14 protein-coding genes are annotated in these 13340 nt (G+C 71.9%); 6 read left to right on the top strand and 8 right to left on the bottom strand.

Features of this window, described 5'->3' with window-relative positions; translation table 11 throughout:
• Positions 1-1771 (top strand): glycoside hydrolase family 65 protein (locus AC1DUQ_RS08095; RefSeq protein ID WP_477073629.1); only part of this gene is annotated, 1771 nt, incomplete at its 5' end.
• Positions 1772-1946: 175 nt separating this feature from the next.
• Here the strand turns inward: AC1DUQ_RS08095 and AC1DUQ_RS08090 are convergent.
• Positions 1947-2909 (bottom strand): patatin-like phospholipase family protein, encoded by a 963-nt coding sequence (locus AC1DUQ_RS08090; protein WP_477060893.1) that lies wholly within the window; start codon positions 2907-2909, stop codon positions 1947-1949.
• Between the two features lie 334 nt (positions 2910-3243).
• On the opposite strand from AC1DUQ_RS08090, the gene sqr reads away from it, so the two are divergent.
• The 3 genes from sqr to AC1DUQ_RS08075 are packed head-to-tail and all read left to right on the top strand — an operon-like array spanning position 3244 to position 5350.
• Positions 3244-4512 (top strand): type III sulfide quinone reductase, selenoprotein subtype, encoded by a 1269-nt coding sequence (sqr, locus tag AC1DUQ_RS08085; RefSeq protein ID WP_477060892.1) that lies wholly within the window; start codon positions 3244-3246, stop codon positions 4510-4512.
• Complete coding sequence (locus AC1DUQ_RS08080) at positions 4493-4807, top strand: TusE/DsrC/DsvC family sulfur relay protein (RefSeq protein WP_477060891.1); 315 nt, start codon at positions 4493-4495, stop codon at positions 4805-4807. Before sqr ends, AC1DUQ_RS08080 begins: the two co-directional genes overlap by 20 nt.
• A 27-nt stretch (positions 4808-4834) precedes the next feature.
• The gene (locus AC1DUQ_RS08075) at positions 4835-5350 is read left to right on the top strand and encodes a DsrE/DsrF/DrsH-like family protein (RefSeq protein WP_477060890.1); all 516 of its coding nucleotides are present in this window, start codon (positions 4835-4837) and stop codon (positions 5348-5350) included.
• A gap of 23 nt (positions 5351-5373) precedes the next feature.
• Here AC1DUQ_RS08075 and AC1DUQ_RS08070 read toward each other — a convergent pair whose 3' ends face one another.
• On the bottom strand, positions 5374-6756 hold the full coding sequence (locus tag AC1DUQ_RS08070; protein WP_477060889.1) for an MBL fold metallo-hydrolase: 1383 nt from the start codon (positions 6754-6756) through the stop codon (positions 5374-5376).
• Between the two features lie 251 nt (positions 6757-7007).
• Positions 7008-8246, bottom strand: a complete 1239-nt coding sequence (locus AC1DUQ_RS08065; RefSeq protein ID WP_477073628.1) for a BaiN/RdsA family NAD(P)/FAD-dependent oxidoreductase — start codon at positions 8244-8246, stop codon at positions 7008-7010.
• A gap of 163 nt (positions 8247-8409) precedes the next feature.
• Between AC1DUQ_RS08065 and AC1DUQ_RS08060 the strand changes: the two genes are divergently transcribed.
• Positions 8410-9051 carry a hypothetical protein gene (locus AC1DUQ_RS08060; protein WP_477060887.1) on the top strand — a complete coding sequence of 214 codons (642 nt, stop codon included), beginning with the start codon at positions 8410-8412 and terminating at the stop codon, positions 9049-9051.
• A gap of 3 nt (positions 9052-9054) precedes the next feature.
• Here AC1DUQ_RS08060 and AC1DUQ_RS08055 read toward each other — a convergent pair whose 3' ends face one another.
• From AC1DUQ_RS08055 to AC1DUQ_RS08040, 4 genes are read right to left on the bottom strand one after another with little or no spacing between them, the layout of a single operon-like run.
• Positions 9055-9459 carry a VOC family protein gene (locus AC1DUQ_RS08055; protein WP_056087586.1) on the bottom strand — a complete coding sequence of 135 codons (405 nt, stop codon included), beginning with the start codon at positions 9457-9459 and terminating at the stop codon, positions 9055-9057.
• 10 nt (positions 9460-9469) lie between these two features.
• A complete protein-coding gene (locus AC1DUQ_RS08050; RefSeq protein WP_477060886.1) occupies positions 9470-9922 on the bottom strand; it encodes a helix-turn-helix transcriptional regulator in 453 nt (150 codons plus the stop codon).
• A complete protein-coding gene (locus AC1DUQ_RS08045; protein WP_477060885.1) occupies positions 9919-10263 on the bottom strand; it encodes a hypothetical protein in 345 nt (114 codons plus the stop codon). Before AC1DUQ_RS08045 ends, AC1DUQ_RS08050 begins: the two co-directional genes overlap by 4 nt.
• 19 nt (positions 10264-10282) lie before the next feature.
• Positions 10283-10855, bottom strand: a complete 573-nt coding sequence (locus AC1DUQ_RS08040) for an NADPH-dependent FMN reductase (RefSeq protein WP_477060884.1) — start codon at positions 10853-10855, stop codon at positions 10283-10285.
• 153 nt (positions 10856-11008) lie between these two features.
• On the opposite strand from AC1DUQ_RS08040, the gene AC1DUQ_RS08035 reads away from it, so the two are divergent.
• On the top strand, positions 11009-12283 hold the full coding sequence (locus tag AC1DUQ_RS08035; protein WP_477060883.1) for an ABC transporter substrate-binding protein: 1275 nt from the start codon (positions 11009-11011) through the stop codon (positions 12281-12283).
• A 4-nt stretch (positions 12284-12287) separates the two neighbouring features.
• Here AC1DUQ_RS08035 and AC1DUQ_RS08030 read toward each other — a convergent pair.
• The coding region (locus AC1DUQ_RS08030) for an ATP-dependent DNA ligase (RefSeq protein ID WP_477073627.1) at positions 12288-13340 on the bottom strand (1053 nt) is incomplete at its 5' end.

Genomic DNA, 13340 nt, shown 5'->3' with positions numbered 1-13340 from the left:
CGGGATGCGTGTCGTGCGCACCTACCGGACGCAGAGCAGCGGGCTCGCCGTGGCGGCAGCCATGGACCACGAGCTCGACACGCCGGCCCTCGCCCACGTCCGCACGTCGCTGGACGCCACGCGCGCGACCGTCGTCGTCGAGGTGGACGCCCAGGTCGGCGTCACCGTCGGGCTGACGAAGTGGCTCGGCTACCACTACGGCGCGGAGGACTGCGCCGTGCTGGCGGACCGGGCGAGCCTCACGCTGCACCAGGCGCGGGCGGCGGGGCGGGACGTCGTGGTCGCGGAGCACGAGCGCGAGGTGGCCGACTTCTGGGGACGCAGCGAGATCGTGTGGGAGGGCGCGAGCGCCGCGCAGCAGGCGCTGCACATCAGCCAGTTCGCCCTGCTGCAGGCGTCGTGGCGCAGCGAGGGCCACGGCGTCCCGTCGAAGGGCCTCACCGGGACCGGCTACGAGGGCCACTACTTCTGGGACACCGAGGCGTACCTGCTGCCGTTCCTCATCCACACGTCCCCGGACGTGGCGCGCAGCCTCCTCATGCACCGCGTGCGCATGGTGCCCGACGCGCGACGCCGGGCGGCCGAGGTGGGGTGCTCGGGCGCGCTCTTCCCGTGGCGCACCATCAACGGCGAGGAGGCGTCCGCGTACTACGCGGCGGGCACCGCGCAGTACCACATCAACGCCGACATCGCGTATGCCCTCGAGCAGTACGTCGAGGTCACGGGTGACACCGAGCTGCTGGTCGAGCACGGTGCCGAGCTGCTCGTGGAGACGGCCCGGATGTGGGTGGACCTCGGGTTCTTCTCCGACCGGCTCGACGGTCAGTTCGTGATCCACAAGGTCACCGGGCCCGACGAGTACTCGACCGTCGTCGACAACAACCTGTTCACCAACGTGATGGCGGCCCAGAACATGCAGGCGGCCGCCGACGCGGTGGCGCGGCTGCGGGCCGAGTGGCCGGCGGACCTGCAGCGGCTCGTGGAGCGCGTCGGCCTGCGCGACGACGAGGAGGGCCGGTGGCGGCGCGCCGCCGAGCGGATCTACGTGCCGTACGACGAGAAGGCAGGCGTGCACCTGCAGGACGAGAACTTCCTCGAGCTGCCGCTCTGGGACTTCGCGGGCACCCCCGAGGAGAAGTACCCGCTGCTGCTGCACTACCACCCGCTGCACATCTACCGGCACCAGGTCATCAAGCAGGCCGACGTCGTGCTGGCCACCGTGCTGCTGCCCGACCGCTTCACGGCCGAGGAGCGCCTCCGCATCTTCGAGTACTACGACCCGCTGACCACGGGCGACTCGTCACTGTCGGAGTGCATCCAGGCGATCGCCGCGGTCGACGTCGGCAAGTACCGGACCGCCGAGGAGTACCTCGTCGACGCGGTCGCCGTCGACATCGCCGACACGGCTGGCAACCTGCAGGACGGCGTGCACGTCGCCTCCGCCGGGGGCACCTGGATGGCGCTCGTGCAGGGGTTCGCCGGCTACCGGTGGCGCGGCACGCGGTTCGCCCCGATGCTCCCGACGCGCGGACGACGACTGCGGTTCCCGCTCCGGATCCGCGGTTCGGTGCTCCAGGTGGACATCGAGCCGGAGCGTGTGACGTACACGGTCCTGAGCGGCGGACCGGTGTCGGCGTCCCACCACGGGGAGCCGTTCACCGTGTCGTCCGGCTACCCCGTGTCGTTCTCCGGCGTCTTCCACACGAGCGACGACAACGCGCCCGTGGACGACGAGCCGGTCACCTCCCGCGCCTCGTCGCCCGCCGTCTGAGAGGCCCCGCAGGTTCGGGTACTCTTGTGCGGCGTCGGAAGGCACGGGGTTGGTAGTCGTGCCTCTGCTGACCAGGAGGATTCGCCTAGTGGCCTATGGCGCACGCTTGGAAMGCGKGTTGGGTGAAAGCCCTCGGGGGTTCGCACGGGCCCTTCGCCATGCGGGAGGCCGACCGTCAGCGCCAGAACTCGATGAGCTCGCCGGCGAGCGCTCGGCCCAGGTCGTGGCCGGCGCGCGCGGCAGCCGGACGCAGCGACGGATCCATCGCGTTGGCGCCGAACAGGTGCTCGGAGGCGCTGTCCGGGACGACCGTCTCGACCCTGCTCCCACCTGCGCGGAGTTCGTCGACCTGCGCTGCCAGGTACGTGCCCCACTCGGGCGGGTACAGCGAGCGGCCGCCCAGCGGCGACAGCACGAGCACCCTGCGGTGCCCGGCTGCCAGGTCGGCGTTCTCGGCGTTGGCGCGGTAGCCGCCGTCGATGAACCAGCCCTCGCCGATGCCGTAGGCGGAGCCGCCGCCGGACGTGCTTGCGGCGACGGCGTCGACCAGGTCGACCCCGCTGTCGCGGTCGAACACGACCGGGTCGCCGGTCCGGGCATCGACGGCCGTGATGAGCACCCTGCGCTGCGGCCAGTCCTCGGTGGGCAACCGCGCTGCGACGACGGCGCGCCACCGCTCCGGCCAGGAGCCGTCCGACGCCGCGGCCGTGGCGAGTGCCGCTGCGCCCATCCTTCGACGCAGGTCTGCGTGGTCCTCGGACGCGGAGATGATCCGCGTGAACTTCTCCAGGTGGTCGGCGACCGACCCGGCACCAGCCGGACCGGTCCGTCGCGGGGGTGCAGCGGCAAGGGTGGCGGAGTACAGCTCGGTCGGGCTCGCGCCGGCGAGCTGGGCCGCGGCCGTCGCACCGGCCGACGTGCCGATGGTCAGGTCGGCTGTGGTCACGTCGAGCCCGGCGTCGGACAGGCCCGCGACGACGCCGATCAGCCAGGCGTTGCCTGTCGATCCGCCGCCGCCGAGGACCACCGCGCGCTCGCCGGCACCGCGGACCCGGCGCGTGGCGTCGAGCTGCGACCGATCCCGGTCGGAGGCCGTCGTCGACGGGGACTGCAGGGGTGAGGAAGGTGGGGTGTTCATGGGAGTCGCCTCTCGGGAGAGCTGCCTGGTGGGCGCTCCCGGTGGCGACTACGTCAGTCGCGCGATCGTGGGCTGCGAGGGAGCACCACTGTGGACACTGCGTTCACGGGTCTCACCTCCTGCCGATGGATCGTCGATCTCCGGAACTGTCGCACAGCCGCGACGGTCAGACAACGGGGACGGGACCTTCTGCCCTACCCGCCCCCGAGCGCCCGACGAAGGCTGAGAACGCGCGATGAGGCGTCCGCCGCCAGGCGGCTCCGCCCTCGCCCGAGGGAGTGAGCGTGATGGCCCCAGCAGGGACGGCCGCGTGCACCTCGTGCGGTGACCCGCGATGACCAGGCATGTGGTGGTGCTCGGCGCGGGGACAGCCGGGACGATGGTGGCCAACAAGCTGCGACGCCGGCTGGATGACACGTGGGTGATCACGGTGGTCGACCGGGACGATGCCCACCCGTACCAACCGGGTTTCCTGTGGGTGCCGTTCGGCGGCTCGGCCGAGGGGCTGGTCCGGTCGCGGCATGCGTTCGTGCACGACGGCGTGGAGCTGGTGCTCGAGGGCGTCGACCGCGTGGATGCCGCGGCCCGCGAGGTGCTGCTGCTGGACGGACGCCTGCTCCCCTACGACTACCTGGTGATCGCGTCCGGAGCGACTCTGCGTCCGGACCAGACCCCGGGAATGCTCGGTCCGGAGTGGCGGCGCAGCATCTTCGACTTCTACACGCTCGACGGGGCGAAGGCCCTGGCCGGCGCGCTGCGGGGCTTCCGTGGCGGGCGCCTGGTGGTGCACATCACGGACGTGCCGATCAAGTGCCCGGTCGCTCCGCTCGAGTTCACGTTCCTGGCCGACGACTGGCTGCGTGGGCGCGGGCTGCGCGAGAACACGGAGCTGGTCTTCGTGACCCCGCTGGACGGAGCCTTCACCAAGCCCGTCGCGTCCGCGCACCTGGGCTCGATGCTCACCGACCGCGGGGTGCGCGTGGAGCCCGACTTCCTGGTCGAGCACATCGAGGACACGACGCTGGTCTCCTACGACGGCCGCGAGGTGCCCTTCGACCTGCTGGTCACGGTGCCGCTGCACATGGGCGCCGAGTTCGTGACGCGCTCCGGGCTCGGCGACGAGCTCGGCTTCGTCCCGGTCGACAAGCACTCCATGCAGTCCGCCGCGGACCCGCGCATCTTCGCGGTGGGTGACGCGGCGGACCTGCCCACCTCGAAGGCCGGATCCGTCGCGCACTTCTCCGTGGACGTCCTGGTCGACAACCTCGTCGAGCTCGCTGCGGGTCGCCCGATGACCCACTCGTTCGACGGGCACGCCAACTGCTTCGTCGAGTCCGGCGACGGCAAAGCACTCCTGCTCGACTTCAACTACGAGACGGAACCGCTGCCCGGCACGTTCCCGGCGCCCTACGTCGGACCGATGAGCCTGCTGAAGGAGACGCGGACCAACCACCTCGGGAAGCTCGCGTTCCGCTGGGTCTACTGGAACGTCCTGCTGCCCGGACGCCCGATGCCACTCGCTCCGGCCATGTCGATGGTCGGCAAGCACGTCCCCACCACCACGCCCGAGGAAGAGGTGCGCCATGCCGGTCACCACGCTTGACGGTCACCAGGTCCACGTCGACGCGGAGGGCTTCCTCACCGACCTGTCCGAGTGGGACGACGAGCTCGCCTCGGTCCTGGCGGCCCAGATCGGCCTGACCCTGACCGACGAGCACCGGGCGGTGCTCACCTTCCTGCGCGACGACTTCGCGCAGCGCGGCGAGACCGCGACCCTGCGGCGGGCGTCCGCCGGCAGCGGGGTTCCGGTCAAGGACCTGTTCCGACTCTTCCCGCAGAAGCCGGCCAAGAAGATGGCGTACGTCGCCGGCCTTCCCAAGCCCGTGGGCTGCGTCTGACCCGGCACGACGACGAGAGGCACTGCCATGACCACCACCGAGACCGAGCCCGCCGTCGTCCCTCAGTTCGGCGCCGACGAACCCAGCGGCCGCACGCTCGCGATCATCTGCTCCAAGGGCAACCTCGACATGGCCTACCCCGGCCTGATCCTGGCGAACGCCGCCCTGGGCGAGGGGGTCGAGACCCACCTCTTCTTCACGTTCTGGGGCCTTGACATGATCACCAAGGCGACGATGGGCGACCTGAAGTTCACCATGCTCGGCAACACCGCCACGCACATGCCGCAGGGCCTGGGCGGCCTGCCCGGGATGACCGCGATGGCCACCTCCCGGCTGAAGAAGGCGATCGCCGACCTGGACGTGCCCGACGTGCCCGAGTTCCTCGAGCAGATCGTCGCGTCCGGCGGCCACCTGTGGGCGTGCCGATTGTCCGCGGACATGAACCACCTGACGCTCGACGACCTCGACCCGGACGTCGAGGGCATCATCAGCGCCAGCGACTTCATCGAGAAGACGGACGGAGCCCAGCTCCTCTTCATCTAGGAGGCTTGCTCTCCGCGCACCCGTCAGTCGACGAGCACCCTCTCGCCGCGGCGCGGGACCGTGACCGCGCAGTCGCGGTCGTCCCGGATCCGGTCCGCGAGCGCGTGGGCGGCCTGCTCCTCGCCGTGCACGACGTACACCGTGTCGGGTGCCGTCGTCATCTCCCGGAGCCACTGCACCAGCTCGTCGGCATCGGCGTGCACGGAGAACTCGTCGTCGTGCACCACCTCCGCGCGCACGGGCACGTACCTCCCGAAGAGCTTGACCTCCCGGGCTCCGTCGGCCAGGGCGCGACCCCTCGTCCCCTGGGCCTGGAAGCCGGTGAGGACGACGCTGTTGTGCCGGTCGGGAAGCCATTCGCGCAGGTGGTGGACCACCCGCCCTCCGGACGCCATCCCGGACGCCGAGACCACGATGCACGGCGAGCGCGGCTGGTTGAGCTCCATCGACTCGCCCGGGCTCCGCGCGAGCCGGAGGGTCGGCAGGTCGACCAGGTCGGGGCCGATCCCCTCCTTCAGGTCACCCCGCGCGGCGGCCTCCCGGTAGACGTCCAGTGCCGCCAGAGCCATGGGGCTGTCGACGATGACGGGCACCTCGGGGATCGCCCCGCGCTGCAGCAGATCCGAGATCGCTCTCAGCACCAGCACGGTCCGGTCGATGGCGAACGCCGCGACGAGCACCGACCCCCCACGAGCGATCGTCCGGCGCACCGCATCGGCCAGGTCCGCGTGCTCGACGTTCACCGAGGGATGTCGTCGGTCGCCGTACGTGGACTCGATGACGACGGTGCGCGCATCAGGCGGGGACGCCCTCGGGGGCAGCACCGGGTGCGAGGTCCGCCCGAGGTCGCCGGAGAAGAGCACCCGTGCGTCTCCTGCGCAGACCAGGACGCTCGCCGAGCCCAGCACGTGGCCGGCCGACGACAGCACCGCGCGGACGCCGCCACCGAGGTCGATCTCCTCGCCGTAGTCGGCGGACCTGAACCGGTCGATGGCGTTGTCGGCGTCGGCCACGGTGTAGAGCGGCAGCGGCGGGTCGTGACGGGAGAACCCGCCGGCGCGGGCGTACTGCGCGTCCCGCTCGTTGAGGTGACCGCTGTCCCGCAGGACGATGGCGGACAACGCACTCGTACCAGGGGTGAGCCACACCGGTCCGCGGAACCCGTCCCGGACGAGCACGGGGAGATACCCGCAGTGGTCCAGGTGGGCGTGGGTGACGACGACGGCGTCGATGCTCTCGGGGGGCACGGCGAACGGTTCCCAGTTGAGCCGGCGCCACTTGCGTTCCCCCTGGTAGAGACCGCAGTCGACGAGCAGGCGGTGCCCGTCGTGCTCCAGCAGGAACGCGCTCCCGGTGACGGTCCCCGCTGCGCCGAGGAACGTGAGGACTGTCTGTTTGTCGTCCACCTCAGGACTCCCGCCTCCGGCACCCGCCGGCGCGAACCACCCCCGCACGATCAGGCTCCCTGACCGCGCCGGTCGACGGACAGGGCCGGAGGTCCCGCCGTTCGAACAGGGGACGTTCTGTGCCAGACCTGCGAGTAGCGGCTCGACGCGATGGTGACGCCGTCAGCCAGCCGGACGACGGCGAGCCGGGCACCCTCGCCGTGCAGAAGCTCGAAAGGCTCTTCCTCCCTCGCTCGCCCGACGTCGCGAGGTCAGGCCGGCGCGACCCGGGCGGAGAGCCACGCGAGCGCGCCCTGCGCCGCGACGACGCCGGTGCTGAACGACGCCTGCAGCAGGTAGCCGCCGGTGGGCGCCTCCCAGTCCAGCATCTCCCCCGCGACGAACGTTCCCGGAACACGGCGCAGCATCAGCGACTCGTCGACCTCGTCCCACGCGATCCCGCCCGCGGTCGAGATCGCCCGGCCGATCGGCATCGGCGACGTCACCCTCACCGGTACGGACTTGACCAGCGCGGCCGTCGTGGCCGCGTCGCCCGGCAGCGGTCCCCCGCTCGACTCGCGCAGCAGCGAGATGCCGACCGGGTCGAGAGCGATCGAGCGGCGTAGCCAGGTGGAGCCCGAGTCCTTCGGGCGGCGACGCTCCTGCAGGCGCTCGGTCAGCTGCTCGACCGTCAGGTCAGGTCGGAGGTCGACCTCGAGGACGCAGTGCCCGTCGGCGTCGACGGCGTCGCGGATCGCCGCGCCGATCGCGTAGACCGGGCCGCCCTCGAGCCCGGTCCGGGTCACCATCGCGTCGCCACGCACGGGCCGTCCGGTGTGGCCGCGGACGCTCAGGGCCACGTGCTTGAGCGGCGTCCCCTCGAACCGGTCCGCGAAGGTGCTGGTCCAGTCGACCCGCACCCCGACGTTCGCCGGCCGCAACGGTGTCACCGCCACGCCGCGCTCGGAGAACGGGCCGAGCCAGCCGCCGTCGGAGCCGAGCCGCGGCCAGGACGCCCCGCCGAGCGCGAAGACCACGACGTCGCTCGTGACCTCGACCTCCGCCCCGTCGGCCCCGGTGAACCGCAGGCCGCCGGGGTGGTCCGTCCAGCCGMGCCACCGGTGCCGCCGCTCGATCCGGACGCCGAGGTCGGCCAGGCGCGCCAACCACGCGCGGACCAGCGGGGTGGCGCGGAAGGACCGCGGGAACACCCGCCCGCTCGACCCGACGAACGTCGGCTCGCCCAGGCCGGCGCACCAGTCGCGCAGGTCCTGCGGGCCGAACACCTCGAGCATCGGCGCGAGCCGTTCGGCGGCGCTGCCGTACCGCGCGAGGAAGGGGTCGCGATCCTCCGAGTGCGTGATGTTCAGCCCTCCGTGGCCGGCCAGGAGGAACTTGCGGCCGGGCGAGGGCATCCGGTCGTAGACCGTGACCGTGACACCGGCGCGGGCCAGCACCTCGGCGGCGATCAGCCCCGCGGGTCCACCGCCGATGACGGTGGCCGTGGTCATCGACCGAGCCGGAGGGAGCAGCGGACGGGGCGCACGCGCCGACGCTAGCCCACCACCCGGCCGCAGAGCTGCGGACGCGCACGGTGCGCGCACGCGGTTGCGGCGTCGCACGCGCGAGTCGTCGACCCCCTAGCGTGACTCCCAGCGCCGGAAGGAGACGACGATGCCCGCACCCGAGCCGCCCCCGATCCCTTCCCCGGCGGTGCGCGCCCAGATCCTGGCCACCGAGCACTGGAGCCTGCTGGGCACGCGGAGCACCATGTGGTCCGAGGTGATGAGCCGGATCACGATCCACCTGACCGTCGTGTCCGCGTCGCTCGTCGTGCTGGCGCTCGTCGCGCAGACGTCCGGCTTCGGGACCCCGTTCCGGATCCTGTCGATCGGGCTCGCGTCCGCCGCACTGATCCTCGGCACGTTGACCGCCGTCCGCGTGATGAACGCGAGCCACGACGACAGCGCCCTCATCCTCGGCATGAACCGCATCCGGGCGGCGTACGTGGCCCTCGACCCCGGCGTCGCCGACTACCTCGTGACGTCGTGGGAGGACGGCCGCGCGGGCCTGATGGGCACCTACACGATGGGTCTGCGTCGTTCCACGGTGAGCCACGTGCTCGGCAGCACGTCGATGTTCGTGAACGTGGTGAACGCCCTGGTCGCGGGCACCCTCGGAGCGCTGGTGGCCAACGCGACCGGCGCGGGCGCCACCGTCACGGCCGTCGTGGGCTCGCTCTGTGGCGTGCTCTACCTCGTTGCGTGGCTCGAGTACGGCCGTCGCACCTTCGTGGAGCCCCGCGCCGGGGCGTGACAGTCAGGAGGACTGGTTGATCCGGACCATGTTCCCCGACGGGTCCCGGAACGCGCAGTCGCGCGGGCCCCAGTCCTGCTGGATCGGCTCCTGGAGGACCTCGGCACCGGAGGAGCGCAGGGTCTCGAAGGTGGCGTCGAGGTCGTCGGTGCTGAAGACGAGCATCGGCAGGACGCCCTTGGTGAGCAGCTCCTGCATCACGTCGCCGTCGGCCTGGGAGCGGCCGGCGTGCGGGTCGGACAGGACGATGCCGAGGCCGGGCTGGGCGTCGGTGCCGAGGGTCACCCAGCGGTGCTCGCCGGAGGACACGTCGTTCTGGACCTTGAGGCCGAGGGCGTCGCCGTAGAAGGCGATCGCCTCGTCGACGTCGTTGACGGTGACGTTGGTGTACTGGAGTGAGATCGTCATGACGACGACGTTAGGACGCGGCCTCAGCCGGTGCTTCTCTGATCCTGCTCGATGTCCCGCTCGATCCGTCCCGAGCCGGCCGCGTGTGCGTCTTGACCACGCACGTGGGCATCGCCTTGACCGCCGCGTGCTCGTGCCGCCGGTAGGCCGTGGGGCTCTCGCCGACGATCTCGGTGAACCGGGAGCTGAACGAGCCGAGCGACGTACAGCCGACCGCCATGCACGCGTCCGTCACGCTCATGCCCGCGCGGAGCAGCGCCATCGCGCGCTCGATCCGGCGGGTCATCAGGTAGCTGTAGGGCGTCTCGCCGTAGGCCGCGCGGAACTTCCGGGAGAAGTGCGCGGGGGACATCAGCGCCTTCTGGGCCATGGTCGGGACGTCGAGCGGCTGGGCGTAGTCGCGGTCGATCAGGTCCCGGGCACGCCGCAGGTGAGCGAGGTTCTCGAGCTCCTCCGGGGTCATTTTCCGACCGTAGCATCGGGCCCCGACGGCGTCTCGGGGTTGTCGGACGGCTCCCGTCGGGCGATCGCGAGGACGTGCCTGCGCTCGAACGTCACGGTGTCGCCCGCGTGCAGCCCGCGCAACTCGGCCGGGTCGGAGCGCAGGGTCCCGACCAGCTCCTCGTCGCCGACGGCGGTGACGCGGACCCACACCCGCTCCTCGAGCCCGTCGCGCGGCACGACGACCAGCTTCACCGCGTCCCCCACCTGCAGGGCGGACGTCGCCTCGACTCCGGGCACCCGGGCGTGCCGCTGGACGGCGTCGGCCAGGGTCCACGGGGTCGAGCGTCGGAACAGGTTCACGCCGGGAGCATAGGTCGGCTCACCCGCGCGGCAGGACCGTGAGGACGCGGACCAGGTGGTCGCGGAACTCGGTCATGAACGCGCGCAGGAAGTCGGCGGTCGACGCGTCGTGCACCGCGCCGTCCGGCGTGAACACGTCCGGCGAGAAGTGGATGTACGCCTCGGGCGACGTCATCTGGCGGGCGTTGCAGAAGCTGAGGACCGCGCGCAGGCTCTGCTGGCCCACCGCGGTGCCGATCTGGCCGATGGACGCCCCGATCACCGCCGCCGGCATGTGGTCGAAGGAGTTCTGCCCCCAGGGCCTCGACGCCCAGTCGATGGCGTTCTTCAGCGCCCCGGGGATGGACCGGTTGTACTCCGGCGACACGAACAGGACCGCGTCCACGGCACCGATGGACGCCTTGAGCGCCGCGGCCTCGGGCGGGTAGTCCGCGTCGAAGTCCGGGCTGTACAGGGGCAGGTTGCCGATGGGCAGCTCGACGAACTCGAGGTCGTCGGGCGCCAGGCCGATGAGCGCCTTGGACAGGACCCGGTTGATGGACGTGGACGAGAGGCTTCCGACGAAGTACCCGACCGTGTAGGTGCGAGGCATGGGTGTTCCGTTCCGTTCCCGGCGACCGTGGTCGTGAGGCCGGCCGTCGACGTCGACGAGTGCACGAACCTGACGCTCTCCACGCTACGTCCGCGGCGCGCTGAGTACATTGCGAGACGGCAGGCGCTCCGGAGCTGATCCCCAGGAACCACGATGATCGTTCGTCGCAGGGCCGGACTGACCCTCGGGCTGCTCGCCGCGGTCGCGATGGCCGCCTGCACACCGCCGGAGCCCGAGCTCGCCGGTGAGCACGTCGACGTCGTCGGGCTGTGGAGCGGCCCCGAGTACGACGCCTTCGCGACGGTCGCGTCCACCTGGGAGGCCGACACCGGCGCGGTCGTCGACTGGCAGGGCTCACAGGACATCGCGCGCGACCTGGCCACGCGCCTGGAGGCCGACGACCCGCCCGACCTCGCGGTCCTGCCGAACCCTGGCCTCCTGCACGACCTCGCCGACGAGGGCGTGCTGGTCCCGCTGGCCGTCGACCAGTTCGACCAGGACTACTCACCGGCCTGGCTCGGCCTCGGCAGCGACCACGGCGAGCTGTACGGGGTGTTCGCCAAGGTGTCGAGCAAGGCGACGGTCTGGTACGCGCCGCGCACGTTCGCGGCCGACGGCTACGACGTCCCCGCGACGTGGGACGCCCTGACGACGCTGGCCGACCGGATGGTCGCGGAGGGCCGCACCCCGTTCTCCGTCGTCGCGCCGAAAGGTCCGGGCTCCGGCTGGGCGCTCACCGACTGGGTGTCGCAGCTGGTGCTCGGCGCCTGCGGCCCGGCGCGCTACGACCAGTGGGTCGCCGCCGAGATCCCGTGGACCGACGCCTGCGTCCGGGGCGCGTTCGACAGGTTCGCCGCGCTCGTCACCACACCGGGGTACGTGCTGGGAGGCACCGAGGCGATCCTCACGACGAGCGACGCCGACGGGGTCCTCCCGCTGTACACCGACCCGTCGACCGCTGCCCTGTACTCCATGGCCTCGTTCGCCCAGGGGTTCATCACCTCGGCGTACCCGGACCTGGTCCCGGGCGAGGGCTACGACTTCTTCTCGTTCCCCGCGGTCGATCCCGGCAACGCGGGCGCGATCACCGTCGGCGGCGATGTCGTCGTGATGATGACCGACACGCCCGCCGCCCGGTCGTTCCTCGCGTTCCTCGCGGGCGCCGACGCGCAGACCGCGTGGGTGGAGCTCGGCGGCTACACGTCCGCCAACCGGAACGTCCCGCCGGACTCCTACGCCGACCCCGTCGCCCGCTCCATCGCCGAGCAGCTCACGCAGGCCGAGGTCACCCGCTTCGGCGCCGGCGACCTCATGCCCGCGGAGGTGCAGCGTGCCTGGTGGGCGGGGATGCTCGAGCTCGTCGAGGACCCGACGACCCTGGACGCACTGCTCGCCGCCCAGACGCAGCTCGCCGCAGACGCGCGCTGACCGGTCAGACCGCCAGCGCTCGCACCATCTCGATCGTGTCCGCCTCGGCCGCCGTCTTGTCGTCCCGGTACCGGACCACCCGCGCGAACCGCAGCGCGAGCCCGCCCGCGTACCGGCTCGACCGCTGCAGCCCGTCGAACGCGATCTCCACCACCTGCTCCGGCCGCAGGTGCACCACCCAGTCGTCCAGGGACGACGTCGCCAGCTCCGTGAACCGCTGCGTCTGCCAGCGCAGCATCTCGTCGGTCATCCCCTTGAACGTCTTGCCCAGCATCACGAACCCGTCGCCGTCGCGAGCGCCGAGGTGGATGTTCGACAGCAGCCCGTGCCGCCGCCCCGAGCCCCACTCGACCGCGAGCACGACGAGGTCGAGGGTGTTCCGTGGCTTGACCTTGACCCAGGCCGCCCCGCGCCGGCCGGCCTCGTAGGGGGCGTCGGCCGCCTTGATGACGACACCCTCCTGGCCGGCGCGCACCGTGTCCGTGAAGTAGGTGCGGGCGACCTCGACGTCCGCGGTCACGGCGCGCTGCACGACCGAGGCCCCGGCGACGGCATCGAGCGCGTCGAGCCGGCGGAGCAGCGGGGCGTCGATCAGGTCGACACCGTCGACGTGCAGGCAGTCGAAGAAGAACGGCGTCAGGGTCACAGCGGCGGCGACCTCGGAGTCCTTCGTCGCGGAACGGGCCGACGTCTCCTGGAACGGTCGCGGCCGCCCGTCCGGACCGACCGCCAGGGCCTCCCCGTCCAGCACGAGCTCGGACGCCGGCATGGCCCGCACCACCGCGACGATCTCCGGGACGCGGTCGGTGATCTCGTCGAGGCTCCGCGTGAACACCCGCACGTCGTCGCCCTGCCGGTGCACCTGGATGCGGATGCCGTCGAGCTTGCTGTCCACCACCACGGGTCCCGGACCGAGGCTCGCCCAGGCGCCGTCGACGTCCGGCGCCGACTGCGCGAGCATCGGGCGCACGGGCCGCCCGACCACCAGCGTGAAGGCCGCGAGCGCTGCCGCCGGGTCCGGGGACGTCAGGGCGGCGACCGCGACCGGCTCGGTGTC

It is taken from the genome of Cellulomonas sp. P4_B5_2 (assembly GCF_056402235.1).
The sequence above is the reverse complement of the archived record's forward strand: the minus strand, read 5'-3'. Positions and strand labels throughout refer to the sequence as shown.

Bases quoted from the DNA above. Each gene is read 5' to 3' on its own strand.
- AC1DUQ_RS08090 (WP_477060893.1), bottom strand. From the start codon at position 2,909: ATGAACACCCCACCTTCCTCACCCCTGCAGTCCCCGTCGACGACGGCC.
- sqr (WP_477060892.1), top strand. From the start codon at position 3,244: ATGACCAGGCATGTGGTGGTGCTCGGCGCGGGGACAGCCGGGACGATG.
- AC1DUQ_RS08080 (WP_477060891.1), top strand. From the start codon at position 4,493: ATGCCGGTCACCACGCTTGACGGTCACCAGGTCCACGTCGACGCGGAG.
- AC1DUQ_RS08075 (WP_477060890.1), top strand. From the start codon at position 4,835: ATGACCACCACCGAGACCGAGCCCGCCGTCGTCCCTCAGTTCGGCGCC.
- AC1DUQ_RS08060 (WP_477060887.1), top strand. From the start codon at position 8,410: ATGCCCGCACCCGAGCCGCCCCCGATCCCTTCCCCGGCGGTGCGCGCC.
- AC1DUQ_RS08055 (WP_056087586.1), bottom strand. From the start codon at position 9,459: ATGACGATCTCACTCCAGTACACCAACGTCACCGTCAACGACGTCGAC.
- AC1DUQ_RS08050 (WP_477060886.1), bottom strand. From the start codon at position 9,922: ATGACCCCGGAGGAGCTCGAGAACCTCGCTCACCTGCGGCGTGCCCGG.
- AC1DUQ_RS08040 (WP_477060884.1), bottom strand. From the start codon at position 10,855: ATGCCTCGCACCTACACGGTCGGGTACTTCGTCGGAAGCCTCTCGTCC.
- AC1DUQ_RS08035 (WP_477060883.1), top strand. From the start codon at position 11,009: ATGATCGTTCGTCGCAGGGCCGGACTGACCCTCGGGCTGCTCGCCGCG.